The organism is Ralstonia sp. NFACC01, from assembly GCF_900115545.1.
GTDB classification, from domain to species: domain Bacteria; phylum Pseudomonadota; class Gammaproteobacteria; order Burkholderiales; family Burkholderiaceae; genus Ralstonia; species Ralstonia mojiangensis.
This window is the reverse complement of sequence record NZ_FOWV01000007.1, coordinates 216,483-242,042: the sequence shown is the minus strand read 5'-3', so window position 1 is coordinate 242,042 and position 25,560 is coordinate 216,483. Positions and strand designations below refer to the sequence as shown.

General features: G+C 64.2%; 23 protein-coding genes. 14 read left to right on the top strand and 9 right to left on the bottom strand.

The window, feature by feature from the left end; all coding sequences use genetic code 11:
* Positions 1-10: 10 nt before the first annotated feature.
* Complete coding sequence (locus BM136_RS19335; protein WP_092974319.1) at positions 11-916, bottom strand: LysR family transcriptional regulator; 906 nt, start codon at positions 914-916, stop codon at positions 11-13.
* 106 nt (positions 917-1,022) lie between these two features.
* On the opposite strand from BM136_RS19335, the gene BM136_RS19330 reads away from it, so the two are divergent.
* From BM136_RS19330 to BM136_RS19320, 3 genes are read left to right on the top strand one after another with little or no spacing between them, the layout of a single operon-like run.
* On the top strand, positions 1,023-2,081 hold the full coding sequence (locus tag BM136_RS19330; protein ID WP_092974316.1) for a polysaccharide deacetylase family protein: 1,059 nt from the start codon (positions 1,023-1,025) through the stop codon (positions 2,079-2,081).
* A 38-nt stretch (positions 2,082-2,119) separates the two neighbouring features.
* Positions 2,120-2,494, top strand: a complete 375-nt coding sequence (locus tag BM136_RS19325; protein ID WP_092974313.1) for a 5-carboxymethyl-2-hydroxymuconate Delta-isomerase — start codon at positions 2,120-2,122, stop codon at positions 2,492-2,494.
* Positions 2,495-2,542: 48 nt separating this feature from the next.
* Entirely contained in the window at positions 2,543-3,907 is a 1,365-nt protein-coding gene (locus BM136_RS19320) for an MFS transporter (RefSeq protein WP_092974310.1), read from the top strand.
* Positions 3,908-3,964: 57 nt separating this feature from the next.
* Here BM136_RS19320 and BM136_RS19315 read toward each other — a convergent pair whose 3' ends face one another.
* Positions 3,965-4,579 carry a glutathione S-transferase gene (locus tag BM136_RS19315; RefSeq protein WP_092974307.1) on the bottom strand — a complete coding sequence of 205 codons (615 nt, stop codon included), beginning with the start codon at positions 4,577-4,579 and terminating at the stop codon, positions 3,965-3,967.
* 241 nt (positions 4,580-4,820) lie between these two features.
* Here BM136_RS19315 and BM136_RS19310 point away from each other — a divergent pair, with 241 nt between their 5' ends.
* The 3 genes from BM136_RS19310 (at position 4,821) to BM136_RS19300 (ending at position 8,608) form a co-directional block, all read left to right on the top strand.
* Positions 4,821-7,019, top strand: coding sequence for a response regulator (locus tag BM136_RS19310; protein WP_092974304.1), 2,199 nt, complete (start codon positions 4,821-4,823; stop codon positions 7,017-7,019).
* A gap of 70 nt (positions 7,020-7,089) precedes the next feature.
* Positions 7,090-7,998: an RNA polymerase sigma-70 factor gene (locus BM136_RS19305; protein WP_092974301.1), complete on the top strand. Its 909-nt coding sequence runs from the start codon at positions 7,090-7,092 to the stop codon at positions 7,996-7,998.
* A 139-nt stretch (positions 7,999-8,137) separates the two neighbouring features.
* Entirely contained in the window at positions 8,138-8,608 is a 471-nt protein-coding gene (locus BM136_RS19300) for a carboxymuconolactone decarboxylase family protein (RefSeq protein WP_092974298.1), read from the top strand.
* Positions 8,609-8,681: 73 nt separating this feature from the next.
* On the opposite strand, the gene BM136_RS19295 is transcribed toward BM136_RS19300, so the two are convergent.
* Positions 8,682-9,224, bottom strand: a complete 543-nt coding sequence (locus BM136_RS19295) for a GNAT family N-acetyltransferase (protein ID WP_092974295.1) — start codon at positions 9,222-9,224, stop codon at positions 8,682-8,684.
* Between the two features lie 224 nt (positions 9,225-9,448).
* Here BM136_RS19295 and BM136_RS19290 point away from each other — a divergent pair, with 224 nt between their 5' ends.
* From BM136_RS19290 to BM136_RS19265, 6 genes are all read left to right on the top strand, one after another.
* A complete protein-coding gene (locus tag BM136_RS19290) occupies positions 9,449-10,975 on the top strand; it encodes a lactonase family protein (protein ID WP_092974292.1) in 1,527 nt (508 codons plus the stop codon).
* Between the two features lie 307 nt (positions 10,976-11,282).
* Positions 11,283-12,263 (top strand): hypothetical protein, encoded by a 981-nt coding sequence (locus BM136_RS19285; protein WP_092974289.1) that lies wholly within the window; start codon positions 11,283-11,285, stop codon positions 12,261-12,263.
* Positions 12,256-15,399 carry a toxin VasX gene (locus BM136_RS19280; protein WP_092974286.1) on the top strand — a complete coding sequence of 1,048 codons (3,144 nt, stop codon included), beginning with the start codon at positions 12,256-12,258 and terminating at the stop codon, positions 15,397-15,399. Before BM136_RS19285 ends, BM136_RS19280 begins: the two co-directional genes overlap by 8 nt.
* 8 nt (positions 15,400-15,407) lie before the next feature.
* Positions 15,408-16,553 (top strand): hypothetical protein, encoded by a 1,146-nt coding sequence (locus tag BM136_RS19275; RefSeq protein WP_139219384.1) that lies wholly within the window; start codon positions 15,408-15,410, stop codon positions 16,551-16,553.
* Between the two features lie 51 nt (positions 16,554-16,604).
* Positions 16,605-17,345, top strand: a complete 741-nt coding sequence (locus BM136_RS19270; RefSeq protein ID WP_139219383.1) for a hypothetical protein — start codon at positions 16,605-16,607, stop codon at positions 17,343-17,345.
* Between the two features lie 81 nt (positions 17,346-17,426).
* A complete protein-coding gene (locus BM136_RS19265; RefSeq protein WP_092974277.1) occupies positions 17,427-18,149 on the top strand; it encodes a hypothetical protein in 723 nt (240 codons plus the stop codon).
* A gap of 78 nt (positions 18,150-18,227) precedes the next feature.
* On the opposite strand, the gene BM136_RS19260 is transcribed toward BM136_RS19265, so the two are convergent.
* Positions 18,228-19,862 carry an acyl-CoA synthetase gene (locus BM136_RS19260; protein WP_092974274.1) on the bottom strand — a complete coding sequence of 545 codons (1,635 nt, stop codon included), beginning with the start codon at positions 19,860-19,862 and terminating at the stop codon, positions 18,228-18,230.
* A gap of 194 nt (positions 19,863-20,056) precedes the next feature.
* Between BM136_RS19260 and BM136_RS19255 the strand changes: the two genes are divergently transcribed.
* The gene (locus tag BM136_RS19255; protein WP_092974271.1) at positions 20,057-20,764 is read left to right on the top strand and encodes a Crp/Fnr family transcriptional regulator; all 708 of its coding nucleotides are present in this window, start codon (positions 20,057-20,059) and stop codon (positions 20,762-20,764) included.
* Positions 20,765-20,864: 100 nt separating this feature from the next.
* Positions 20,865-21,536, top strand: coding sequence for an AraC family transcriptional regulator (locus BM136_RS19250; RefSeq protein ID WP_092974268.1), 672 nt, complete (start codon positions 20,865-20,867; stop codon positions 21,534-21,536).
* 22 nt (positions 21,537-21,558) lie between these two features.
* Here the strand turns inward: BM136_RS19250 and BM136_RS19245 are convergent, their stop codons facing one another.
* The 5 genes from BM136_RS19245 to BM136_RS19225 form a co-directional block, all read right to left on the bottom strand.
* Positions 21,559-22,506 (bottom strand): bestrophin family protein, encoded by a 948-nt coding sequence (locus BM136_RS19245; protein ID WP_092974264.1) that lies wholly within the window; start codon positions 22,504-22,506, stop codon positions 21,559-21,561.
* A 348-nt stretch (positions 22,507-22,854) separates the two neighbouring features.
* On the bottom strand, positions 22,855-23,130 hold the full coding sequence (locus BM136_RS19240) for a fucose-binding lectin (RefSeq protein ID WP_092974261.1): 276 nt from the start codon (positions 23,128-23,130) through the stop codon (positions 22,855-22,857).
* Between the two features lie 288 nt (positions 23,131-23,418).
* The gene (locus BM136_RS19235; protein WP_092974258.1) at positions 23,419-24,156 is read right to left on the bottom strand and encodes an amino acid ABC transporter ATP-binding protein; all 738 of its coding nucleotides are present in this window, start codon (positions 24,154-24,156) and stop codon (positions 23,419-23,421) included.
* On the bottom strand, positions 24,143-24,796 hold the full coding sequence (locus tag BM136_RS19230) for an amino acid ABC transporter permease (protein WP_092974255.1): 654 nt from the start codon (positions 24,794-24,796) through the stop codon (positions 24,143-24,145). The genes BM136_RS19235 and BM136_RS19230 overlap by 14 nt, the downstream gene beginning before the upstream one ends.
* Positions 24,793-25,524 carry an amino acid ABC transporter permease gene (locus BM136_RS19225; protein WP_092974505.1) on the bottom strand — a complete coding sequence of 244 codons (732 nt, stop codon included), beginning with the start codon at positions 25,522-25,524 and terminating at the stop codon, positions 24,793-24,795. Before BM136_RS19225 ends, BM136_RS19230 begins: the two co-directional genes overlap by 4 nt.
* Positions 25,525-25,560 lie beyond the last annotated feature (36 nt).

The window sequence follows — 25,560 nt, the reverse complement described above, 5'->3', positions numbered from 1 at the left end:
TGCCCCGCCGTCACAGCGCATCCCAACGCCAATCCTGCTGCAGCCGATCCCGTACGTAATCGACAAACACGCGCACGCGGGGCGCAAGGTGCTGGCTATGCGGATAGATCGCGTGCAGCGGTGCCGCCGACACCGAATGCCCCGGCAGCACGCGCACCAGACGCCCGGCCAGCAGATCGTCGCCCACGTCCCAGATGGATTTGACGGCAATGCCCGCGCCTTCGGCCGCCAGCGCATGCGCGGCTTCGCCGTCGTTGGTGACGATGGATGCGGTCACGCGCACGGTGTGCTCTTCGCCGCCGCCGCTGAAGCGCCAGTCGGCACGACGCTGGTCACCGATGAGGATGCACCGATGCCGCACCAGGTCTGCCGGATGCACCGGCGCGCCATGCTCGGCCAGATAGTCCGGCGAGGCGCATAGCACCCGAAAATTTGGTGCCAGCGGCCGCGCGATCAGCGTCGAATCGGTCAGCGCGCCAAAGCGGATGGCCATGTCGTAACCGCTGTCGATCAGGTCGACCACGGCGTCGGTCAGCTCAAGCTGCACGCTCAGTTGCGGATGCTCCCGCTGAAACGCCGCCACGATGGGCGCAATGCGTCGACGCCCGAGCTGGCCGGGCGCGGTCACGCGCAGCAGGCCGCTCACAGCCTGGCGACGCTGCATCAACAGCGACTCTGCTTGTTCGATTTCATCAAGGATGCGCACCACGCGGCTGTGGAACAACGCGCCCTCTTCAGTCAGCGTCTGACGGCGCGTGGTGCGCTGGATCAGGCGTACGCCCAAGGCCGCTTCGAGCTGCGCCAGGCGTTTGCTGACCACCGACAGCGGCAAATCCATCTCGCGCGCCGCGCCGGACAGGCTGCCGGCGGAAACGATACGGGCAAACGAAATGAGCGCGGGCAGGTTGTCGAGCATGGGGTAATTCTTCGCGTTTCGGAAAGGATGTTTCCTATTGGCAGCGGTATTTCAGCGATTTCGCGAAGGCTAGCATGCCCCGGTCTTTCACGTTTGCGCTTGCGCCATGACCCGACTGCTTGATACCCCGCCCTCCACCGACGCCCACGTCGACATCGCTGTCGCCCCGCCGCACGCCGGCCGCCGCACGTTTCTCAGCCGTGCAGGCGCCGGGGCAAGCGCCCTGGCTGCCGGCGCGCTGCTGGCCGGCAACGCCACCGCGCAGACACCGCGAGCCAACGCCCCTGCGACGGCGGGCGCGCCAGGTGCAGGCCAGTTCTGGCCCGACGGCATCCGCCTTGTCATCTCCATCTCAATGCAGTTCGAGGCCGGCGGCCAGCCACCCAAGGGCACCGACAGCCCGTTCCCCAAGATCGACTTTCCGGCCAGCATGCCGTCCGACCCGGCCACCAACACGTGGTTTGCCTACGGTTACCGCGAGGGCATTCCGCGCATGCTCGACCTGTGGGACCGACACGGTGTGAAGGTGACCTCGCACATGATCGGCGAGGCTGCGCAGCGCCACCCTGAACTGGCGCGTGAAATCGTCGCTCGCGGCCACGAGGCCGCCGGACACGGCCCGCGCTGGAGTTCGCAATACGCCATGACGCGCGCCCAGGAACGCGCCTTCCTGAGCGAAGCCATGACGATGGTCGAAGCAGTGACGGGCCAGCGCCCCGTGGGCTACAACTGCAACTGGTTGCGACGCGGCCCTAATACGCTGTCGCTGCTGCAAGAGCTGGGCTACCTGTATCACATCGATGACCTCAGCCGCGACGAACCCTTCATCGAACAGGTCAACGGCCGCGACTTCGTGGTCGTGCCCTACACGCTGCGCAACAACGACATCCTGCTGGTCGAAGGCCGCAACTATTCGCCCTCAGCATTCCTTGAGCAGATCAAGCTCGACTTCGACCAGCTCTACGAAGAAGCTGGCTCGCGCCGCCGCATGATGTCGATCAGTGCGCACGACCGCATCAGCGGCACGCCGCAGATGGTGCGCGCGTGGGACGCCTTCCTGCGCTACGCCAAGCAGCACCCCGGCGTGGCCTTCCTGCGCAAGGACGAGATCGCCCGCTACACGGCCGGGAGCCCGCTGAGCGTGCGCGAGCCCGAAACCATCTGACGCCGGCCCGGCTACTCACCCCCCCTGCACGCATAGCCATGCCGCATATCGTGATCGAAGCGACGGAGCCGCTGGCACGTCGCCTGGACTTTCCCGCGCTATTGCGCACGATCCACCAGCAGTTGGCCGACAGCGGCAGCGCGCGGCTGACCGACCTCAAGAGCCGCGTGCATATCGCCGAAACGTATCTCGCCGGCGACGACGCACAAGCGCAATTCGTCGTCGCCCGTCTGGTGCTGACCAACCCGCGCCCTGCCCAGATGCAGCGCGACATGGCTGCAGTCATCCACGTCGTGCTGCGCGACGCCATTGCCGCCAGCCCAGACGCCGGCGCCTGGTGGCAATGCTGCGTGCTGGTTGAAACGCTCGACCGCACGCTGTACCAGAAGACCGACTCGCGCGCCCCTGGCTAGCCCGCCTGTCCATTCCATACCGCCCACAACAACAAACCAGGAGACCGCATGAACACGCACCCGCACGCCGGTGCGCTGGCCCAGCCCGCGCCCGCTTCCCCCGTTCCTCCCACCTCGCCCGCACTGCCACACGCCGTGCCTGACGACCCTGCCCTCGATGCCCTCTACCGCCGCATCGCCTGGCGGCTGATGCCAATCCTGTTGGTGGCCCAGGTGTTGGCCTACCTCGACCGCGTCAATATCGGCACCGCCAAGCTCCAGATGGCGGCGGACCTGAGCCTGAGCGCCACCGCCTACGGACTCGGCGCAGGCATCTTCTTCCTCGGCTATTTCTTCTTCGAGGTACCAAGCAACCTGCTGCTGCATCGGCTGGGCGCGCGCGCCTGGATCGCACGGATCATGGTGTCGTGGGGGCTGCTGTCGGCGGCCATGGGCTGGGTGCAGAGCACGACGGGGTTTTACGTGCTGCGCTTCCTGCTTGGCGTGGCCGAAGCGGGGTTCTTTCCCGGCATCGTGCTGTATTTGACGTACTGGTTTCCCGCGCACCGGCGTGGCCGCATGACCACGTTGTTCATGAGCGCCACGGCCGTGGCGGGCATTGTGGGCGGCCCGTTGTCCGGATGGATCCTGGCTGCGTTCGACGGGCAGCTCGGGCACGCCGGCTGGCGCTGGATGTTTGCGCTGGAGGGGCTGCCTTCAGCGCTGGTGGGTGTGCTGGTGTTCTTTCTCTTGCCGAGCCGACCGCGCGAAGTGCGCTGGCTCAGTGCCGATGCGCTGGCCATTCTGGAGGCCGATCTCGCCAAGGCTGCACCGGCGCAGGCGCGGCTGCATCGCGCGTCGGACATCCTCAACGGCACGGTCATGCTGTTTGCGCTGATCTACTTCCTGCTGCTGGCAGGGCTGTATGGCGTGAGCTTCTGGCTACCGAGCGTGATTCGCACTGCCGGCATCGCCAGTACCGTCACGGTCGGCTGGTTGAGCGCCATACCTTACGCGGTTGCCATGGTGGCCATGAATGTGGTGGCACGGCAAGCCGACAAGCGGCGTAACTGGGGCACGCTGGTGGGCGCCTGCGCTCTGGTGGCAGGTGCGGGCTTTTGTGTGAGTGCGTTCACCGTGGACCAGCTTGCGCCAGCCATGGCCGCATTGACGGTGGCCTCGGCCGGCATCCTGTCAGCGCTGCCGCTGTTCTGGAACTTGCCCACGGCACGCCTGCACGGCGTAGCGGCCGCTGCCGGCATCGGCTTCATCAACGCGATTGGCAACCTGTCGGGCTTCGTCAGCCCGTTCGCCATCGGGTGGCTGACGGACTTGACACACACGGCAACCGCAGGCGTGGGGCTGCTGGGCGCATGCGCCATGCTCGCCGGGGCGCTGACGCTCGCGTACGCACGTCGGGGCCGCCCGTCCTGAGCCCAGTTGTGCATGCCGCCGATGCGGACGCGGCGCGAGTCCGCATCGGCCGGCCTATCAAACCGCATCCATCGGCAACTCACGAAAAACGCCCAACTGTTCCGCCGCCGCCGAATACGCCACCAGGCGCGGATAATCCGCCGCCGGCACGCGGTCCGGCACCATCAACTGGATAAAGGCCCAGGCCACGGCCACCGTCACACCGGCCTGCGTCAGCTCACCTGCCTGCACAGGCAGCGGCGCGTCCTTCCACTCCGCTTCCAGCGCTTCCAACGCTGCCAGCAATTGGCTGTGCACGCGCTCGACCCAGGGCCCGTGCACTTTCTCGGTCGGGCGCAGGTTGTGTTCATACACGATCTGCACCGCTTTTTCACACGCGGCCAGCGCCAGGCCGATCACGCGCAACGCGTGCTGGCGTTCGGCAATGGTGGCCGGCATCAGGCTGCGGCCCGCCAGCGTTTCTGCGTAATCGATGATGAGCGTTGAGTCGATCAGCACGGTGCCGTCGTCGCACACCAGGGTGGGCGCCTTGACGACCGGGTTGATGGCGCTGAACTGGTCGAAATGCCGGAAGACGGACACCGACGCGTGCTCGAACGGCAGCCCGAGCAGCTTGAGCGAAATGGCCGTGCGGCGCACGTACGGGGAATCAAGCATGCCGATCAACTTCATGAAAACTCCTGGCGAGTGTGGGCGTGTGGTGGGTAGAAAACTCCGGTGCGAAGCGCGCGGCTGCGCGGGCACGGATGCACATGATAGACAGCCAGCGCAAAGCGTGCCGGCCGCCTCGGGCACGTTTTCTGCGTGCGCAATGTCGCTTTGAGCCGTCTGATGCCGACGCCGGCCGGCCTCCCCGTTTTCTAGAATGACCGCAACGCGGGTGCACTGTGCGGCCCGCCCCAGAGGAGACCTTATGCCGTTTCTCGCGCATCACCATGACTGCCTCGGGTGGAAGGGTGAGATGGCGCAGCGCGTGCTGGCGTTCGATTGGGCTTCCACAGAACTGGGGCCGATCATGGACTGGCCGCGCAGTCTCCACGCTGCGGTGCAGATGGTACTGGCATGCCCGGTGCCGCTGGTCATGCTGTGGGGCCGCCATGGCTACATGATCTACAACAATGCCTACGCCGAATTTGCCGGCGGGCGTCATCCGTATCTTCTTGGTTGCCCGGTGGAACTCGGCTGGCCCGAAGTGGCCGACTTCAACCGGCACGTCATGGATGTCTGCCTGGGTGGCGGCACGCTGTCGTACCGCGACAAGGAACTCGTCCTGCTGCGCAATGGCCGCCCCGAAGACGTGTGGATGGACCTTTACTACAGCCCGCTGCCCGATGACACCGGCAGCCCAGCCGGCGTGCTCGCCATCGTGGTGGAAACCACCGAGCGCGTGCAGACCGAGCGCGAACGGCAGGCCGCCGAACAGGCCCTGCGCCAATTGACCGAAACGCTGGAGCAACGCGTGGCCGATGCACTGTCTGCCCGCGCTGAAGTGGAAGCGCAATTGCGCCAGGCTCAAAAGATGGAAGCCATCGGCAATCTGACCGGCGGCGTGGCGCACGACTTCAACAACGTGCTTCAGGTGATTGCCGGAAACCTGCAGTTGCTCTCGGTGGAAGCGCCGGGCAACACGCGCGTGCAGCACCGGATTGCCGCCGCCACGCGAGCCGTGCAGCGCGGTGCCACGCTGGCCGCGCAATTGCTTGCCTTTGCGCGGCGCCAGCAGCTCTCTCCGGCGGTCGTCAACCCGACGCGGCTGGTCCAAGGCATGAGCGAGATGCTGCACCGTGCGCTGGGCGAGGCCATCAAGGTGGAAACGCGCTTGGCCGACGACCTGTGGAACGTGCAGGCCGACCGCAACCAACTCGAGAACGCGCTGCTGAACCTCGCCATCAACGCGCGCGATGCCATGCGCGGTGGCGGCATGCTGACCATCGCCGCCAACAACGTCTCGCTCGGCAACACACAAGCGCAAGGGCGCGACCAGCCCGCCCCCGGCGACTACCTCGTCTTCTCTGTCACCGACACCGGCGTGGGCATGCCGCCCGAAGTGGTCGAACACGTCTTCGAGCCCTTTTTCACCACCAAGCCCGACGGCCACGGCACAGGCCTGGGGCTGAGCATGGTGTTTGGCTTCGTCAAGCAGAGCGGCGGACATGTTGCCATTGACAGCACGGTCGGCCAGGGCACCACGGTGCAGCTCTACTTCCCGCGCTGCACGGAGGCGGCCCCGGACGATGCCGTCGAGCTGCGCGACACCATCGTCACGCCCATGGGCGGGCGCGAGACCATCCTCGTGGTGGAAGACGATACCGACGTGCGCCTGACCGCCGTCGACATGCTGACCCAGCTCGGTTACCGCGTGCTCACGGCCGCCAACGGCGAGGCCGCGCTCGAACTCATGAACAGCGACACGCCCATCGACCTGCTGTTTACCGACGTGATCATGCCGGGCTCCATCAAGGGCGGCGAACTGTCGATACGCGCTGCGCAACGCGTGCCGCCCCTGCCGGTGCTGCTCGTTTCGGGCTACACGCGTGACGAGGTGCAGCACGACGGCCGGCTACCGCCCGGCGTGACGCTGCTCGGCAAACCCTACCGGCGTGACGACCTGGCGCGCATGGTGCGCAACGTGCTCACCGCGAGCCGCACCGCGCAGGCCCACGCGCAATCGGCGTCGCCATCGGTAGACCATGCCGTGGCGACAGACGCGTCACAGCCGCCTACGGTGCTGCTGGTGGAAGACGACACCGCCTCGCGCGAAGCCATGCAGGAGGTGCTCACCACCTTCGGCTTGCAATGCGTGGCCGCCGCCAATGCCGAGGACGCGCTTGCACTGGCCCGCGCACACCCCGTTCAGGTGCTGCTGACTGACCTCACCCTGCCCGGCCAATCCGGCGCGGACCTTGCCCGCACGCTGCTGCGCCTGCAGCCGCAGGTGGACGTGCTGCTGATGTCCGGCTACGGCACGGAGGCCGAGATTGGCGAGCCCATTGCCGGCGCACACCTGCTCGGCAAACCCATCGACCTGTTGACGCTGCGGCAGGCGCTGATGCCGTGGCTCAGCGCCAACATAGGTGCAGCCGACACACGGGATGTGACGAACGCCGCATAATCGCAGCACCCTGTCACAAACGATCGCGCTCGCCCGTCTAGGGGGCATCATCCCTAGACGACGCCCCGCCATGACCCAGCCCAACCCGGACCACACCCTCCGCACCGACAGCGAAGACAAGGCCTTCACCGCCGCGCGGCCCCGTCTCTTTGCGATTGCCTATCGCATGCTCGGCAGCCGGGCTGACGCGGAAGACGTGCTGCAGGACGCCTGGATGCGCTGGCACCAGACCGATCAGAACGCGCTGCAATCGGCCGAGGCGTGGCTCGTGACCGTCGTCACGCGCCTGTCGATCGATCGCCTGCGCGCCGTCAAGACCGAGCGCGAAGCGTACGTCGGCTGGTGGCTGCCCGAGCCCCTGGTCGAACCGGAATCCGCCGCGCCCACGCCCGAGGCCGCCGTGGAACTGGCCGGCGACTTGTCGATGGCCCTGCTGTGGGTGCTCGAGCGCCTCTCGCCCGAGGAGCGCGCGGCGTTTCTGATGCGGCAGGTGTTCGATCAGGACTACGCAGAGATTGCCGCCCTGCTGGGCAAGACCGAAGCCGCGTGCCGTCAGATGGTGCACCGCGCATCCGACCGCGTGCAGCAGGAGCGCCCGCGCTTTGATGTCGCGCCCGATGCGCATCGGGATTTGCTGGAGCGCTTTGCCGAAGCCTCACGCACGGGCCAGCGCGACGCCATCCGCGCCCTGCTTGCAGACGACGCGCAGCTCGTGGGCGATGGCGGCGGCAAGGTGCCTTCGTTCATGCGCATCATTCAAGACGCCGGCCAGATCACCAAGATCTACTGCGAGCTGGTGCGCGCCATGGGCGAAGTCCGCTACGTGCATGCCCGCGTGAATGGCGAACCCGGCCTGCTGCGCTACGTCAACGGCACGCTGGAATCGGCCCAGTCGTTCGTCATCGAAAACGGCCGCATCGTGGCCATCTACGTGGTACGCAATCCGGACAAGCTGGCGCACATCGGCATCGGCGCATAAAAGAAAGCGAAACATTTTTTGGCCGGGCTGTCACAAGCCGGCCGAACGGGGCGTCTTAAAGGTATGGAGCGATACACGGCAACAACGCAACGCCTGCCATTGCTCCTGGTCACCAACCCAAACCCTTTAGGAGCCGCTCATGTCGCAAGCCCCCCGCATCGCTTACTTCCAACTCGCACCGAAGGCGTTCAACAACCTGCTGAACCTGTCGAACGGCCTGCGCCGCGACTTGCTGGGCGCAAGGCTGGTCGACCTCGTGCTGCTGCGCGTGTCGCAAATCAACGGTTGCGCCTTCTGCATCGACATGCACTGGAGCGACCTCATCAAGATGGGCGAAGATCCGCGCCACCTGAACGCCGTGGCCGGCTGGCGCGAGGCCCCGTTCTTTACCGAGCGCGAGCGCGCCGCATTGCGCTGGGCCGAGGTGGTCACCAACACCCCACACAGCGATGCCAGCGACGAAGAATTCGCCAAACTGCGCGAGCACTTCAGCGATGAAGAGATCGCCGAGCTGAGCTTTGTGATCGTCACCATCAACAGCTGGAACCTGCTGAACGTGAGCCTGCGCAACCCGGTGCCGCTGAAGGCGCCCTACGTTGCAGCGGCGTAACAACTCTGGCGCCAGTACAACGATCGCTGTACAGCAGCGCCTGCGTGCCCGCGTAGGCGCTGCACCTACAGGCTCAGTCGCGCAGAAAGCGCACCATCAGCACTTCATCTGCATAGCCGGTGGTGGACTTGAGCGCGCGCGGCTCCACGCCGTAGGTTTCAAACCCGCAACGCTCGTACAACGCCAGCGCCGCATCGTTGCCCTGCACCACCGACAGCGTGAGCTGCTGAACCAACCCCGTTGCTGCCGCCACGATGCGCTCCACCAGCGCCACGCCCACACCGCGCCCTCGCGCTGCCGGCGCCACGTAAAAGCCCCACACAAAACCCTTGTGTGCGAGCTTCGCTATCGTTTGCTGCTTGAAGCCGACCATGCCGATGATGCGTGCGTCGCTTCCGGTTCCCGCATAGGCGCCCAGCACGATGGTGGTAGCTAACCGCTCAGCAAACGCTTCCGTCGAGAGCCCGACCTCGGCCTCGTACGTTGAACCGAATGCATCGGGCGAATCCTTGAGCGCAGCAAGACGAATCGCGCGGTAGTCCGCCACATCGGCCGCATTGGCGGAAGAGAGCTGGCGGATCACGACGGCGTTGTTGCTCAGGTTGGCGTTGGACATGACTGGCAGCGCGTGTAGGCAAAAAGCGGGCGAGAAGCGGACGAGAAGCGGGCGAGAGCCGCCAGTATCGCGCCAATCACATGCACTCGACCTACAGCGGCGCCTCCGTCCATGAAGCCGAGGGCTTTGTCCGTCAATTGGCCTATGTCGGCGTGCAAGGCCGGGTACCTATGCTTCGAGGAAACGCGAGTCAACAAACCGCGACAACCAGAACGGGGGGAGCCATGGCCGAGCTTTTGATCGCCCAAGCGCAACGCAGCAGCAGCGCCCACGCACAGCCGACACCGGCACCGATCCCACCCGATGCTCCACGGCACGCACGCGGCATGCACGGCGCAGCGCTGGTAATGGCCGCCGCGCTGTCGCTGGGGCTCACCGCCTGCGGTGGCGGCGAAGATGCTGCTACCACGCCCCCGCCGACGAGCAACAACACGCCAGCGCCAACGCCATCACCCGCGCCCACACCGTCGCCAACGCCGGCGCCCGTACCCGCCCCGGCAACCTACTCCGTGGGCGGCACCGTCAGCGGCCTGGCCACGGGCACGTCCGTCACGCTGCTGGACAACGGCGGCGATGCTGTCGTCGTCAGCGCCAACGGCAGCTTCCACTTTCCGACCAAGCTCGCGCAGGGCAAGCCCTACGCGGCCACGGTGGGCACGCGTCCCTTGGGCGAGAACTGCACCGTCACCAACGGCAGCGGCACCGTGGGCACCAGCAACGTGACCACCATTGCGGTGGCCTGCGCACCGCGGCCGCTGTTCGGCTACGCGGTCAACTCGAACGACGGCACGATCTCCGCCTTCACGCTGGACCTGACCACCGGCATGCCCACGGCTATCGGCACATCGGTGCCCGTGGGGCAAGGGCCGCTTTCACTGACCATCGACCCGGCGGGCAAGTACGTCTACGTGGCCAACGCTAACGACAACACCGTCACCACGCTCTCCATCAATGCCGATACCGGCTTGCTCACGGTAGTGGGCTCGGCCACGCCCACGGGCATGCAGCCGTACAGCATTGCGCGCACGCCCAACGGCAAGTTTGCGTACACGGCCAACTATGGAGACAACACGCTCTCAGCGTTCTCGGTCAATACGGGCACGGGTGCGCTTACCGCGCTCGCCCCCATCACCGCAGGGGCCAATCCGTACACCGTCACCATCAACAGCGCAGGCACCTTCGCCTACGTGGTGAATGCCAACAGCGGCGCCACGCCGGGCACGGCCATGGCGTTTGCCGTCAACAACACCACCGGCGCGCTCACGCAGGTGGGCACCGCGGTCAACACCGGCAACACGCCGCAGTTCATCGCGGTCAACCCGGCAGGCACCGTCGCCTACGTGACCAACGCCGCAGACAACACCATCAACGTCTACAGCATCAGCAACACCGGTGCACTCACCGCATCGGGCACACCGGTGGCAGCGGGCACCAACCCGTACTACATCGCGATCGCACCGTCAGGCGGCTTCATGTATGTGACCAACGTGCTGGCCAACACCGTGAGCGTCTTCAGCATCAACTCCGCCAATGGCGCGCTCACGCTGATCGACACCACGCCCACCGGCAACGCGCCCGTGACCGTGCTCGTCAACCCCGTCGGCACCTTTGCCTATGTGGTCAACGCCGTGGACAACAGCGTCAGCGCGTACAGCATCAACAGCACCACCGGCAAGCTGACCGCGGTGGCAAGCGGATCGGCCGCCACCGGCAACATCCCGCGCGGGATGGCGATTGTGGCGGTGCCGTGAGGCTGGACTGAATCGGTTTGTGCGAATGCAAAGCCCCTCGCCACGGCGAGGGGCTTTTTTGTATTCCGGCGTTCACCCATCGGGCCCTGCAGTGCCTGAAAGGTGCCATTTCTGCAGTTTATTAACACCTCTTAATCCAGCCCGGGGCGCGATTCCAATACCATCGCCTAGCCCAGGCCGGCGGCGCCTCGAATGACGCTTCATTTGAGTGATGCGAGAACACCGGCAGAGCGCGTTCGCGATACCGCTGCCCATCGTGTTGACCCACTCGACGACATGGGCGTGACGCCGCCCAAGGAGCCGTAACGTGGCCAACAGCATCCTCCAGGAACTGGCACAAAGCATGGCAGCGCGCCCGAGCCCTGAGCGCACTGCCCTGGCCGATACCGCCACGCTCCAACACCTGCGGGACCACCTGTTTGCGCAAGTCGACCCGCTGCTAGACGGCCCGCCGCCATCGTCACTGTGGGTACTGATCAGCCCGCAGATCACGGACCCGCTTGCCAACGCACGGTGTCGCAGCGAAGCCGTGCCGCTACCCATCGAGCCTGACATCATCCAGCCCGCGCAGCGCCCTTACCTGCTTCCGCTCGGCGACTTCGGCCGCGATGACACGATCGATTTCACGCTCGACCTCGCCTGGGCCGAAGCCACCCGCCATCCCGACAGAGAGACGCGCGGCTCATCGGTTTGCGCATGGCTGGTCTTTCCTGCAGAGCAGGCCCGACACGTTGCGCACGAGATGGCGATGCAGGCCAGGCACCGCTGGCCCGGATCACACGCACGCTATCTGCGTCTGTGGGATCCGCGCGTATTTGAACTGCTCACTGACTTGGGCGATGCCGAACCGCCGGTGCGCTACGCACCCAGCACCAACGGCGTGTGGTGGCTGAACCGTGCAGGCGCATTGCAGCGCTACCCAGCGCCGGCAACGACTACGCCCTTGGCCGACGCAACATGGCCGGAAACCGCCAAGGCGATGCTGCGCAACAGCAGCACCATCAACGCCGTACTGAACGCATTACAGGACGCCGAACACAACGTCGTGCAGCCTCCATTGGCCGCCGCCATTCTGTCGTTGGTCGAACGCGCAAGCAGCGCGTGGAGCCTCACCAACGAACTCGACCGCATCATCTACGCCTTGTACGGCGTTCTGATTTCCCCGCAGTTCGATCAAGACACCACCGTGCGCGAGGCCATGCTCGCCGCGCGTGCCCAGGGTGACTCACCCATTGCGGCACTCGCCGGCTTCGACGCAGCGTTCTGGGAGCGACACAGCCATGCCTGACCACGCCAAGCTGCAAAAGGCCGTCGCAGCGGCCAAAGAGAACAATCTGCCGGTGCAGCCGCCCAAGTGCCCGAGTTGCGACAAGTCGGGCCTGACGATGCTCGTGACGCTGTACGCTGCCCTGCCGCCACAGTACTTTCGGCCAGGAGAATCCGACTGGATACAGTTGGCCGACATGCTCGATCAGCAGGGCTACCTCGCTGGCCGGCCGTTGCAAGCATCGCAATATGTGCTGCGCCGCATGCGCGCCGGGTGGCTCTATGTCTACTATCCGGAAGACCCCTCGTGGGAAATCTACACCGTGCAGCCCGACGGGCGTATGCAACGCATGGCGCCGGACTTGGCCGGGGCAATGGGCGGTCATCCCGCAACATGCTCGCGCTTGGCCAACACCCCGGATGCACTGCTGCTCACCATCGCCGAGCCAACGAAGCGCCCTACCGCCTGGATCGGCTTCTCGGACGCACGCTGGACGAAGCGCGTGCGTGACGACGTGGCCAAGGACCCGGCCGCCTTCCACATGAAGAAGATCATGCCGAAGAAGGTGTGCGAGTCGACCGTGATGGCCAACATGGGACCGTTGAGCCTGATTGGCGATGGCCTACTGAAGAATCAGGTGATGGGGTTCCAGCAGCGCGTTGACCGTCGCACCTTGCTGGTAGAGGCTTACAGCCGGCCCGCGCCGTGCACGGAAGCCTCGCTCTTGAACGTCATGAAGCGCAACAACGCTCCGTACAAGATTGAGGGGCTTCTGTTGCCGCTGGAAGATGACATTGGCATCGCCACGCAGTTGAACTACTACCGCAACTGCGCGCTGGCCGACATCATGGGGAATACGGACGGGAAAGGAAAACCGTACACCGATGCCGAGCGCGATCTGATGGCAACGGCGGGATTGATTGAAAGCACACCGTTTGGAAACCAGAAAGGAAAAGTGGAAGCCATGCTGGATCCTCAAGCGTACAAAAAATACCTTGAGAGCTATCACCGATGCGCCGACGCCTCCGCAGATTTCGACAAGCGTTCTGCTGACTACATCGCGTGGATGAAGTTCGTACCGCAGCGGCGGCATCCCGAACTATTCGATCAGACGGACATAGAGATGGCTGCCTTGTTTGGTCACTGCGTCGCAAACCTGTATGAAGGCTGCGGGATCAGCAAGGATGAATTCGAAAAGGTGCTGCTTGCCCAGCTCATGCTCGACACGCTGAGTACCCAGCAACTCTTCTGGCGAGGCATTGCCGCCAACCAAGACGACTTGCTGACATTGCTCTCGCAGCATAAAGGAAAGGTAGGTGAAGCCACCAAGATATACGTTGAAGGGCGTGAGCAGATCGGCTTCCTGAGCAAGGTTCGTGAGCTCAGAAACAAGGCTGCGCTCAAAAATAGCGAGAGCTCGAAGCGCTTGATGCAAGCCGTTGGCTCGCGCGCCCGACAGTTGTTCAAGGCGGACCCAAAACTCTTCCGCCTGACGTTCCGGCGCATCCAGGCCGCAGCCCTGACTGCAGAGGATGTCGCCTTCATTCAAGTCCCTGGCAAAGGCGGGCCCACCGCACTTCTCACAAGCCTGCGGCGCAAGCAAGGCGACGCCAAGGGGTTGAGCGTCGGCACTCCCAAGACGTCCTACAACCGCCCGCTGCCTGCCGACGCAGTGTCCGATGGATTGAAGGGCCAGGCCGGCGGCAAGATCATGACCAAGGTGCCGAAGACAACCAAACAGATCGACGAATATTTCGACGTACTGGGCAAGGAGTGGCGCAAGGGCGAAACGATGCCTACGCAGTTCAACAAGATTGCGGAGATCGCCGACGCCACGCATGCGCTTCCCGAGCGCGAGATTCTCGAGATAAAGGAGGATCTATCGCTGACCGGGGCCAAAGTCTACGCCGCTGCATCCGCAGGGCTTGCCGTCATGCGTATCTTCTCTCTTGTTCAAAGTCTGAACGAGCTTGGTGTCGATATTGGCGAAGCGCAATCCGGTGATGTCAACTTGGGGCGCTTGGCCAAAGATCTTGGAGAAGCGACCGCCTCGGCATTTGCGATCTGGCAAGCAGGATACGAGCTCAAATATGTCGCCGAACAGGTTGCTCACCAAGGCGTGAAAACGCCGGAGTACTACCGGCTGACAGCCGTTGCCGGCAGGTTGGTGATGGCGGTTTCCGTGATCGAAGGCAGTGTGGGCATCTTAGATGGCGCCAAGCTTTGGCGAGAAGGTGACCGCTTGGCTGGCGGTTTGAAGATGGGTGCCGGCGGTACAGGCGCTGCAAGCGGTGTCGTTTACTACGCCTACACGCGCATGGTGGCGAACGCCGCGTTGAAAGCCATGGCAGAACGCGCAGCGCTGACCACCGTGGGCGAGGCCGCCGCAGGCTTAGCTGTAGCGGGTGAAACCGCAGCCGTAGGAGCAGAAGTCTCCCTCGAGGCGCCTCCAGTTGCCATGTGGATTGGCATCGCGTCTGCTGCGCTGACAGCAACGTCTTGGGGCCTGGGCTATTTTGCGGATCGCTTTACAACCAGTCCGTTTGAAAAATGGGCAGACCGCTGCATGTTGGGTTCGCATTCCAACCCGAAATGGGGGGGTGCGTATTCAACAACTCGACAGCAGCTCGATGCACTACTGCGCCTTTTCTACTCGGTCAAACTCGAAAAGGCTTCCGCCTTTGGTAACCCCAATGCCATGAAAATCGAGATACCTGTATTTGGCGATGCCACCGAGATGGACATCCAAGTCAAAGCCCCAAAGTCTTCCGGGCAAGGGGTAATAGCGAGGTATCAGCTCAGCGGTGCAGGGAGGTCAAGTACAACCGCCAAGGAGTTCGATCTCGAGAACGTGATCCACACTCCAGCGTCGGCACAGGTGCACGCCCGGGCCAGCCTGGAGGGCGATGGCCTGTCGATCATGATCTGGATCGGGGGGGGTGCAAGTCTAGAGGACGCTCTCCGGAGGCAGGCAATCACAGACGCGATCTTTCCTGCCGCGGGCATCTATCGCTCAGCCCAAGCCTTAATCCAGGGCGTCCCGGGGGCCGAAGTCCAGTACTGGCCCAACCGCGCCGCATACAAGGATTTCGTGGTGGATGGCCGCTCCGCCGACGAGGTAGCAGAAAGCAAGGAAAAGGAGCCCACCCATGGTTAAGACGTGGCATGCGTAAGCCATCTCATCTTGCATCGCACCCACCAACGGTCTCTGCCTCTGACGGGACACAGCCGTTGTTGCAGGGCGAGTTGCCGCGCCATAGCGATGCGACACCCGAAGGGCCACCGCGCAGCATCATCAAGCTGGACTCCCACTCCATGGTCTGGGCCTACGACGAGATCGCATCCGACGTGGAGGCACTGAGCCCTTTCATGGCACTGGCGCTGCTGTTCATGCTGGCGTTTATCGTGCCGGCCTCGATACTGCTTATCTTCGACGACAGCCAGCCCTGGTCAGGCCGACTCATCATGGGTGCGATAGCCGCCTTGCTGACTCCAGGTTTTGTTGCTGGAATCTTCTACCTGCTCAAAATCAGCTTATTTAACCGCTACGCCAATCTCCACTTCAATCGACAGACGCGTAGCGTGTACACCCAAGAGGGCAAAATCGCCGTTCGCCTCGACTGGAACCATGTGCGCCCTTTTGCATCCGCCGTGCCGGGTCCGCTAACCATGGGCGCGCTGCCGGCCTGGGCTTTGACATTGGTGGAATTCAGCGCTGGGCCATCGCCGCGGCCGATACAACGCATGCGCGTGCAAGGCATCCTGCCCGACCGGGATGCATGCCAGCGCCTGTGGGAACTCATCCGACGCTACATGGACGAGGCGCCGGAACAAATGCCTGAGCTCGAGGTGGTACCCGGTGGCCGTACATGGCAAAGCGCATTGCTCGACTTTGGGCCGATGCGGGAGGTCAGCCTCTCCGATTCATCAGAGGAGATAGCCGCGGGGGTCATTGGGCGCTTGCGCAAACGTAACTGGTGGCCCGCCATCGGACCTTTCCGCATCTTCTGGTGGACCGCCTTCTGGCCTGGGCCGCTGTCTACCATTTTGTATGAGCGGTTCCGGCGTGAGGCGCAGTTGCCTGCCGCATGGACGGCAGACGAAGGGCGAACAACCGAAGAGGCCAACCCGTACCGTGTTCGAAGCCAAGCCTCCGATGAGCGCGCTGGCCGACGTAAGGCGACTTGGATCATCGGTATCGTATGCGCTGTCTGCATTGCGCTGGGAGTAATCGCATGGGGGTTCGTATTCCACGTCGCCTTTCAACCGTTCTTGGTTGAAATCTGGGGCGAACTACTCCGGGAATTTTGAGACGGCACACAATCGAATGTCTTCTCTAGCTTCGTAGCCTTCACTGTACCCATGGACACTCTCTCCAATTCGCCATCGCGTCGCCAGCCTATCCGCTGGTACGGCGCCCTTGTCGCGCTACTGCTCATCACTGGTGGCTTGTGCTTGATGTTGGGCCAATCGCAAAACATCCGTTGGTTGGAGCAGTTGGACTGGCATCTCAACTACGACACGGCCGGCGTGGCATTGCTATGGCTTGGCGCACTGTTGATGCTTCCGCAGTTGGCGTATTCGTTTTGGCTCAGTCGCGGACCAAACGCACACGGCGGATGGCACAAGCGAGCCGGCGCCGCCATTGCGGTTTTGATAGCACTCGTGCTACTGGCAGTTGCCCCAGATAACCTGATGATCAAGAAGTACCACTTGCAAGACACGGCGGCGATGAGTGAGGGCGAGCCAACTGCCGGCGGCACACGCACGAGCCTCTATGCATTCCAAGGCTTTCGCCCAATACCCGGCTTCTACCGCCAGCATGAGGTTGATACGGCACCAAACCGGTCCATAGAAGGCAGGCCGAGCCGAACTATCTGGCGCGGCACGCACAACGTGGTATTCGGCACAATCGACACGTACGAAACCTACGCAGCCGATGAAGCCCAGACCACAAGCAACGCCGGGTCCCATGGTTACGAATGCCTTGTCCGCACAGTGCGATACTTCGGCCCATTTGTCGGGCTGTTCACCGTCAACATTCGCAACGCTGCAGAGGCGTCAAAGCAGCCGGAATGCAAACCCATCGCGTTGTCGCGATGATCCGGATCGCGAGTACGACAGCAAGGGCCATCTCACAGCAGTTCAAGCATGGTGAGTAGGTCGATCCACCAAGTTGGCGACATGAAAACTCTGTCCAACCCACCCTCCCGCCAACCCCTTCGCCGGTACAGCGCCGTTGTCGCCCTGCTGCTCATCACCGGCGGTCTGTGCCTCGCGCTGGGCCAGTCCAAAGACATCGGCTGGCTGGCCGCGCTGAACTGGCATCTCGGTTATGACGCTGCGGGCACTGCGTTGCTGTGGCTGGGCGGGTTGTTGATGCTGCCGCAACTCGCTTACTCGCTATGGGTGACGCGCGGGCCGGGAGTGCGCGGCGGTATGTATCGGCAGGTTGGTGTTGCGCTTGCTGCCGCAGTGGCGCTGCTGGTGCTGGCCATCGCGCCGGACAACGTGAGCATTGAGCATGTTCACCTGAGAGACGCTGCAACCAACACGAGCGGCGAACCGGAGCCGGTTGGCACCACGCAAGAGACTACGTACGCGTTCCACGGATTCCGGGCCCTGCCCGGCCCCCGCATCGAGCGGAATGCGGCTTCCGCACCGGTTGAGTCGGTTGAGGGCAGGCCGAGCCGCGTTGTCTGGCGCGGCGATCACACCGCCCTGCTGGGCACGCTGGACACGTTTGAAGCCTACGCCCCGGACGATGCCCAAGCGCAGGGCTATGAATGCCTGGTACGGACGCAGCGCTACTTCGGCCCGTTTTCAGTACTGCGTCTGTCCAACGTGCGGGACACGGCAGAGGCGGCCGCCCGGCCAGAATGCAACCCGCTCGGGCGCGCCCAGTAGCGCCATCCCAGCCGCGGTGGGTGCAGCCGCTGGCCGTGGCCATCTTGTTGCGGGCCCATGCGGCGGCCCGCACCAGGCTCACACGTCGATCGCCGAGGTGGAGTTCACCTTGCGGCGCAGCTCGTACTTCTGGATCTTGCCCGTCGACGTCTTGGGTAGCGGCCCGAAGAACACGGCCTTGGGCACCTTGAAGCCCGCGAGCAGCGTCTTGCAATGCGCGATCAGGTCTTCTGCGGTGGCGGTGGCGCCGTCTTTGAGCTCAACGAAGGCGCACGGTGTTTCGCCCCACTTGGCGTCGGGCTGGGCGACCACGGCGGCAGCCAGCACGGCGGGGTGCCGATACAGCGCGTCTTCCACCTCGACGCTTGAGATGTTCTCGCCGCCGGAGATGATGATGTCCTTACTGCGGTCCTTGATCTTGATGTAGCCGTCGGGCATGCAGACGCCCAGGTCGCCGGTGTGGAACCAGCCGCCGGCAAACGCCTCGCGCGTGGCCTTCTCATTCTTGAGGTAGCCCTTCATGCAGATGTTGCCGCGGAACATGATCTCGCCAATGGTCTCGCCATCAGCCGGCACGGGCTGCATGGTCTCGGGGTTGAGAACCGCCACCTGCGATTGCAGGTGATAGCGCACGCCCTGGCGTGCCTTCATCGTGGCGCGGTCATGCTCGGGCAGCGCGCGCCATTCGTCCTGCTCGGCACAGACGGCTGCAGGGCCATACACCTCGGTCAGGCCGTAGACGTGCGTCAGCTCAAAGCCCATGGCTTCCATCTGCGCCAGCACGGCGGCCGGGGGCGGTGCGCCTGCCACCATGCCGCGCACCGGCCCACGCAGGCCCTCGCGCCAGGACGGCGGTGCGTTCACCAGCGCGGTGTGCACGATAGGCGCTGCGCAGTAGTGCGTCACGCCTTCATCGCGCATGAGGTCGAACACCAGCTTCGGCTCAAACTTGCGCAGGCAGACGTTCACGCCCGCGCGCGCCGCGATCGTCCACGGGAAGCACCAGCCATTGCAGTGGAACATCGGCAGCGTCCAGAGATAGACCGGATGCTTGGGCAGATCCCACTCCAGGATGTTCGAGACCGCGTTGATGGTGGCGCCACGATGGTGATAGACCACGCCCTTCGGGTCACCCGTGGTGCCCGAGGTGTAGTTGAGCGCAATCGCATCCCACTCATCCGCCGGCATCTGCCAGTCGTAGTGCGGATCGCCCGAGGCCAGGAAGGATTCGTAATCGGTGTCGCCAAACGGCTCGGCCTGCGGGCCCAGGGCATCGTTCACGGCAATCACTTTCAGGCCAGGAATTTCCAGCGCCATCTGGCGGGCCACGTCGGCAAACTCGGTATCGGCCAGCAGCACGCGGGCTTCGCCATGACGCAGCATGAAGACGAGGTTGGCGGCATCCAGGCGGATGTTGAGCGCGTTGAGCACGCCGCCCGCCATCGGCACCCCAAAATGGGCTTCCACCATGGCCGGTGTGTTCGGCAAGAGCGCCGCCACCGTGTCGCCACGGCCGACGCCGGCCAGCGCCAGCGCACTGGCCAGGCGCCGCGCACGGGTGCAGGTGTCGCGCCAGTTCTGACGCACGGGGCCGTGCACGATCGCCAGGCGGTCGCCATAGACGTCTGCCGCGCGGGCAAGAAACTCGATCGGGGTGAGCGGGACGAAGTTGGCCGCGTTGCGGGCCAGACCGCTATCAAAATCCGTGGGCATTGCTGTGTCTCCGTGCGCCGGGCGCTGTTGCTTTTTGTTGGGCAACGCTATCATCTGCCGGCTCCCGCACTCTGTCACCTGAATGACAAACCGCCCGGAAACCCGCGCCACACCAAGGCTGACGGGTTTCTTACAAAGCGACGGCAGAGCCCCACGCGCCCCCGCCACCCTTTGACCGAGTGCCCACGCCTGCCATGAACGCCACCCGCGCCCCCACGCCTGCCACGCCCGCCATGCAACTGGAAGGCCATGCGTGGTTCACCGCGCTAGCGCCTGAACACCAGGCCCTGGCCGCGAGAGAAACCCTGCTGCAGGCATTCGAACCCGGCGCCTTCATTGCCCGGCGCGGCGAGCCGTCTCGCTACTGGATCGGCGTCGACACCGGCCTCATCAAACTGGCGGTGTACACCTCCGACGGGCGCGGCTGCACGTTCTCCGGCGTGCCCGCTGGCGGCTGGTGCGGCGAGGGCAGCGTCATCAAGCGCGAAGACCGCCGCTATGACGTGATCGCCATCCGTGCCTCGCAGGTGCTGCTGGTGCCCGAACCCGTGTTCAACACGCTGCTCGCGCAGAGCCTGCCATTTGCCAGCTTTGTGGTGCGTCAGCTCAACGAACGCATGGGCCAGTTCATTGCCACCGTGCAGAACGACCGCCTGCTGAGCGCAGATGCACGCGTGGCGCAAGCGATTGCGCAGTTGTTCCACCCGGCCCTGTACCCGCGCACAAGCACCGTGCTGGAACTGTCGCAGGAAGAGATCGGGCTGCTGACGGGGCTGTCGCGCCAGCGCGTCAACCGCGCGCTGCAACGGCTGGCCGAAGGCGGAATGATCGCGCTGTCATATCAGACCATCCGCGTGACCGACCTTGAGCGGCTGCGGCTCTTCGGCCTGTCGGAACTGTAAGCGGCACCCCACTCTGTCACCCGAGCGACATTGCCCCTGTTGCACGCAGACTTAGAATCCTGCGACAGTCGCGCTTCACCCGCCGCCTTATCGGTCAGCCATGCCACTCATCAGCCGTGCCCATGTCCGTCTCTCGCGCCTGCGCTTTCCGTTTGCGGTGCGCGTGCAGGCCGAGCGGGGCAGCGCGTGCCTGCGCGATGCCAACGGGCGGCGCGAAGTGCGCCCGGGTGACCCGTTTGTCGTGCCCGCCTTCGCGCATTTCGGCTGCGAGATACCGGGCACGGTATGGCAGCCATGCGCCATCAGCTTCAAGGCCATGCCCGACGCAGGCTGCCCGCGCATGGCCGCCATTCAGCATGACAAGCCCTGGGCGCGCGCAGCGGCCACGCTGGTGTTCGAACACCCCGCGCAGGCGTGGAAAGCGGCTTTGCTAAGCGAGTGCTGGCAGGCCTGCCCGCGCCAGGTGCGGGCGCGTCTGTTTGCAGAAGGCGAAGCGCTGCACGCCCTGGTGCGCGAGCAACGCGCCGCGTGGGCGCTGTACCAGCTGGCGCAGATGTGCGGCAGTGCCGAGCCCGATGGCGAAGCGCCGCACGCGCTGGCCCGGCGGGCCGGCATGCGCAACGTGCGCACGCTGAACGACACATGCGCAAGCCTGTTCGGTGTGGAACTGAGCGCCCTGCTGGCGGGCAACGCAGATTCGGCTGGCGGTGCGGCACACGGCAGCGCCGCCACATTGGAGCGGTGGGCGCAGCCGCTGGTGATGGCCGTTTAGGCGTTGCGCGGCAGCCGCCGCATCAATCCAAGATCACCCCGCCTCGCACGCCTGCACGCGGCGGCATGCTGGGCTCGCCCATGATGTCGCGCACCGCATCTTCAATCGTGTTGGACAGCGCGTTGAGCGCGAGATCGTTGTCTTCCGTGCCGAACGGATCTTCAAGCTGCGAGGCGATGGCTTCATGCGCCATGAAGGTGTACGCCACGAACACCGCAAACACGGGCGTGAAGCTGCCGATGCTTTCCACCAGCCCGAACGGCAGTGCGGCGCAGAAGAAGTACACCGTGCGGTGGATCATGACCGAGTACGCAAACGGCAGCGGCGTGCCGGCAATGCGCTCGCACCCGCCGATGCTGTTCGACAGCTCGTTCAGGTTGCGATCGAACGCCAGGGCGGCATACCCATCGAGTGCGCCGGCTTGCGCGCGACGCTGCACCCATTCACTCAACCACTGCACGATGGCGATGGGCTGGTAGCGCGAGGCCAGCACGCGTTCGAGCAACGGTGCAGGCAGGCGCGCGGCGAGGTCTTCGCATGCATCGGTATGGCGCAACTGATGGCGCAGCGCGTGCGGCAGCGCACCGAGCACCTGCGCGAACTCGCGCACGTCGGCATCGGCCACGGCACCGTTCATGCCATTCGGGCCATCGCCACGCGGCAGGGTGAGCGCCTGACGCATGAGCGAACGCGACGTATTGAGCAACTGGCCCCAGAGCTTGCGCGCCTCCCAATAGCGGTCGTAGCTCGCGTTGTTGCGAAAACCCAGGAACACCGCCAGCGCAATGCCGACGAGCGAGAACGGGGTCGTGCTCAGGTTGACCGAGATGGGCAGCAGGTGCGCATGCACCGCAATGGCCACCAGCGACACGAAGAAGATCAGGAACAGGCGCGGCAGAAGCTGCGGCAGCACCGAACCGCGCCATGCCAGAAGCATGCGGAACCAGTGCAGATGGGGGCGGACAACCATGGGGAGGGTGAGGCGGGAGCTGGAGTGCAGCGATTATCGCAGAGCACCCCGGGCGTCTGACACCCTTCTTGGCGCGGTGCTGAGCGCCGCTGCGCACTGCTGCGCAGGCGCACGCTGGCATCACGGCGGGTGAATTGCCGGCAAGCAGGGCCATGCCGCGCAGTAGGCGGCAAGACTGATAAGCAGATTATTTTCAAATACCGGCCGACCCTGACCTGGCAAAAACCAAGAAAATAAAAACCAAAAATAAAAAGCAAAACATAAATCGGCGTAAAGCGAACGCACTCGCTTTACGCCGACCTAGGCGGAACCCTTTTTCAGATTCCGCACGATCAAGCCTGCGGTAAATCAGTTGGTGGCGGTGTAGCCGCCCTTGGTCCAGCTGTTGCCATCCCAGCACCACTCCGTGGTGTTGCTGCCGCTGGTTGCATACACGCGGATATGGACAGCGCTGCCGACCAGCCAGCTGGTGACGGAGACGTTATCGCCGGGCTCGCTGAAAGCGCCCGTGTACCACCCCTTCCCGTCATAGCAACGCTCGGTGATCTTGCCACCATTGGCCGTGTACACACGGATCGACGGTACTGTCCCCCACGAAGTGGCAGCGGTCTGAACGTTCGACATGTTCTATCTCCAGAATGTGATTTCAATATTCATCAGGCAAATGCAGCGAGATATTCACGGCATTTACTTCGTCCCGATTTCAGGGCTTCGGTAGCATAAGCAAATAAAGATCCGCTCGCCCCTGAGAGATAAGATGCACAGATGGAGAGAAAACTTACTGAACAGGTTACCCATTTGGCGCGCCTAACCATTATGTTGAGCGCACCATCAAAATAGTCACAAGTACCGGGCGTGGGGATTAGAAAATATCTAATCCAAAATGGCTGAAAGAGATGGCATAGGCCCCGCCTACTGCACCGCGCCAATGAACGCCGCCAGCTCCGCCGTCTTGGGGCTGGCAAACACCTCCTTGGCCGGACCGCTTTCATGGATCAGCCCCTGGTGCATGAAGACGAGCTGATCACCAACGTCACGCGCAAAGCGCATCTCGTGCGTGACCATGATGAGCGTCATGCCTTCGGCCGCCAGTTGCTTGACCACGGCCAGCACCTCGTTCACCAGTTCAGGGTCCAGCGCGGAGGTGATCTCGTCGCACAGCAGCACCTTCGGCTGCATGGCCAGCGCCCGCGCAATGGCCACGCGCTGCTGCTGACCGCCGCTGAGCTGATCGGGGTACGCGTCAAACTTATCGGCCAGGCCCACCTTGACCAGCATCTGGCGCGCGAGGTCTTGGGCATCGGACTTTTTCATGCCCTTGACCACCACGGGCGACAGCGCCACGTTCTCGCCCGCCGTGAGGTGCGGAAACAGGTTGAACTGCTGGAACACCATGCCCACGTTCAGACGCAGCGCGCGCAGTTGCGCCGGCGTGGCCTGCGAGCCCTTGAGCACCGCGTTGTCTACCACGATCTGCCCGTCGTCGATGGCCTCCAGCCCGTTGATGGACCGCAGCAGCGTGCTCTTGCCCGAGCCGCTGCGCCCGATGATGGCGACCACCTGGCCGCTTTCCACGCGCAGGTCGACGCCCTTGAGAACGTGGTTGTTGCCGTAATGCTTGTGTACGGCGCAGAGATCAACGAGCGGCATAGAGCTTCTTTTCCAGATGAGAGGCGTAAAGAGACAGCGGCCAGCACAGCGCAAAGTACGCAACGGCCACCAGCCCGTAGATGAGGAACGGCTGGAAGGTGGCATTGGCCAGCACCGAACCCAGCTTGGACAGGTCTTCAAACCCGATGATGGACGCCACCGCCGTGCCCTTGACGATCTGCACGGAGAACCCGACCGTGGGCGCAATCGACAGGCGCACCGCCTGCGGCAGCACCACGTGCCGCATCTGCTGGAAGTAGCCCATCGCCAGGCTGGAAGACGCTTCCCACTGGCCGCGCGGGATGGCCTCCACACAACCGCGCCAGACCTCGGCCAGATAGGCGCTGGTGTATAGCGTCAGGCCGATGGCGGCGGCAGTCCAGGGCGACATCTCGAATCCCGCCATGGACGCACCAAAGAACACGATGAACATCTGCATGAGCAGCGGCGTGTTCTGGAAGAGCTGGATGTACGCCTTGCTCACGCGCCGCAGCGTGGCGTTGCGCCCCACGCGGGCAAACAGAACCACGAGGCCAGCCGTGCCGCCCAGTGCAAAGGCCATGAGCGACAGCATGAGCGTGGCGAGCAGCCCTTCCCCCAACTTGAGAAGAATGGGCAACAGAGGGATGTCGGAGATCATGCGGCGTCTCCAATGGAGGCGGCTGCGGTGGTGGCAGCAAGCGGTGCAGCGGACACCGCAGGCGCGCGGCGCCCCACGACAAAGCGCTGCCCGATCCAGGCCAGCAACTGACGCAGCAACAGCGCCAGCGCAAAGTACAGCGCCGTCACCACCAGGTAGGTTTCAAACGCGCGGAAGTTGCGCGACTGGATGAAGTTGGCGGCAAAGGTCAGATCCTGCGCGGCAATCTGCGAGACAACCGACGTGCCCAGCATCACGATCACGATCTGGCTGCTCAGCGCCGGCCACACCTTCTGCAGCGCGGGCCGCAGCACCACATGCCGGAAGATGGCCCAGCGGCTCATTGCCAGCGCATTGGCTGCTTCCAACTGGCCGCGCGGCGTTTCTTGAATGCCAGCACGCACGATCTCTGTGATGTACGCGCCCAGGTTGACCACCGCCGTGAGCAACGCCGCCTGCCATTCGTTGATCTGCACACCCAGCGAGGGCAAGCCGAAAAACACGAACATCAACTGCACCAGGAACGGCGTGTTGCGGATGCCCTCCACATACACCTTGAACAGCGCATTGAACGGGGCGATGCGCCAGGCGCGGCACACGCCCCCGGCAACGCCGATGGCGCCACCGAGCAACGCGCCCGCCGCCGTGAGCGCCAGCGTGAAGGCCGCGCCCTGCGCGAGCTGGCCGCTGTAACTCAAGACAGCGCCAAAGTCGAATTGATAAGCCATGGAGGTCATCCGTGACCCGGCACACCTAAGCGCGCG

What these genes read in the sequence shown, in the direction of transcription:
- BM136_RS19230 (WP_092974255.1), bottom strand. Translation starts at nt 24,796, where the DNA reads ATGATCTCCGACATCCCTCTGTTGCCCATTCTTCTCAAGTTGGGGGAA.
- BM136_RS19260 (WP_092974274.1), bottom strand. Translation starts at nt 19,862, where the DNA reads ATGCCCACGGATTTTGATAGCGGTCTGGCCCGCAACGCGGCCAACTTC.
- BM136_RS19330 (WP_092974316.1), top strand. Translation starts at nt 1,023, where the DNA reads ATGACCCGACTGCTTGATACCCCGCCCTCCACCGACGCCCACGTCGAC.
- BM136_RS19225 (WP_092974505.1), bottom strand. Translation starts at nt 25,524, where the DNA reads ATGGCTTATCAATTCGACTTTGGCGCTGTCTTGAGTTACAGCGGCCAG.
- BM136_RS19265 (WP_092974277.1), top strand. Translation starts at nt 17,427, where the DNA reads ATGAAAACTCTGTCCAACCCACCCTCCCGCCAACCCCTTCGCCGGTAC.
- BM136_RS19305 (WP_092974301.1), top strand. Translation starts at nt 7,090, where the DNA reads ATGACCCAGCCCAACCCGGACCACACCCTCCGCACCGACAGCGAAGAC.
- BM136_RS19235 (WP_092974258.1), bottom strand. Translation starts at nt 24,156, where the DNA reads ATGCCGCTCGTTGATCTCTGCGCCGTACACAAGCATTACGGCAACAAC.
- BM136_RS19280 (WP_092974286.1), top strand. Translation starts at nt 12,256, where the DNA reads ATGCCTGACCACGCCAAGCTGCAAAAGGCCGTCGCAGCGGCCAAAGAG.
- BM136_RS19250 (WP_092974268.1), top strand. Translation starts at nt 20,865, where the DNA reads ATGCCACTCATCAGCCGTGCCCATGTCCGTCTCTCGCGCCTGCGCTTT.
- BM136_RS19255 (WP_092974271.1), top strand. Translation starts at nt 20,057, where the DNA reads ATGAACGCCACCCGCGCCCCCACGCCTGCCACGCCCGCCATGCAACTG.
- BM136_RS19245 (WP_092974264.1), bottom strand. Translation starts at nt 22,506, where the DNA reads ATGGTTGTCCGCCCCCATCTGCACTGGTTCCGCATGCTTCTGGCATGG.
- BM136_RS19325 (WP_092974313.1), top strand. Translation starts at nt 2,120, where the DNA reads ATGCCGCATATCGTGATCGAAGCGACGGAGCCGCTGGCACGTCGCCTG.
- BM136_RS19295 (WP_092974295.1), bottom strand. Translation starts at nt 9,224, where the DNA reads ATGTCCAACGCCAACCTGAGCAACAACGCCGTCGTGATCCGCCAGCTC.
- BM136_RS19270 (WP_139219383.1), top strand. Translation starts at nt 16,605, where the DNA reads ATGGACACTCTCTCCAATTCGCCATCGCGTCGCCAGCCTATCCGCTGG.
- BM136_RS19320 (WP_092974310.1), top strand. Translation starts at nt 2,543, where the DNA reads ATGAACACGCACCCGCACGCCGGTGCGCTGGCCCAGCCCGCGCCCGCT.
- BM136_RS19310 (WP_092974304.1), top strand. Translation starts at nt 4,821, where the DNA reads ATGCCGTTTCTCGCGCATCACCATGACTGCCTCGGGTGGAAGGGTGAG.
- BM136_RS19335 (WP_092974319.1), bottom strand. Translation starts at nt 916, where the DNA reads ATGCTCGACAACCTGCCCGCGCTCATTTCGTTTGCCCGTATCGTTTCC.
- BM136_RS19240 (WP_092974261.1), bottom strand. Translation starts at nt 23,130, where the DNA reads ATGTCGAACGTTCAGACCGCTGCCACTTCGTGGGGGACAGTACCGTCG.
- BM136_RS19275 (WP_139219384.1), top strand. Translation starts at nt 15,408, where the DNA reads ATGCGTAAGCCATCTCATCTTGCATCGCACCCACCAACGGTCTCTGCC.
- BM136_RS19290 (WP_092974292.1), top strand. Translation starts at nt 9,449, where the DNA reads ATGGCCGAGCTTTTGATCGCCCAAGCGCAACGCAGCAGCAGCGCCCAC.
- BM136_RS19300 (WP_092974298.1), top strand. Translation starts at nt 8,138, where the DNA reads ATGTCGCAAGCCCCCCGCATCGCTTACTTCCAACTCGCACCGAAGGCG.
- BM136_RS19315 (WP_092974307.1), bottom strand. Translation starts at nt 4,579, where the DNA reads ATGAAGTTGATCGGCATGCTTGATTCCCCGTACGTGCGCCGCACGGCC.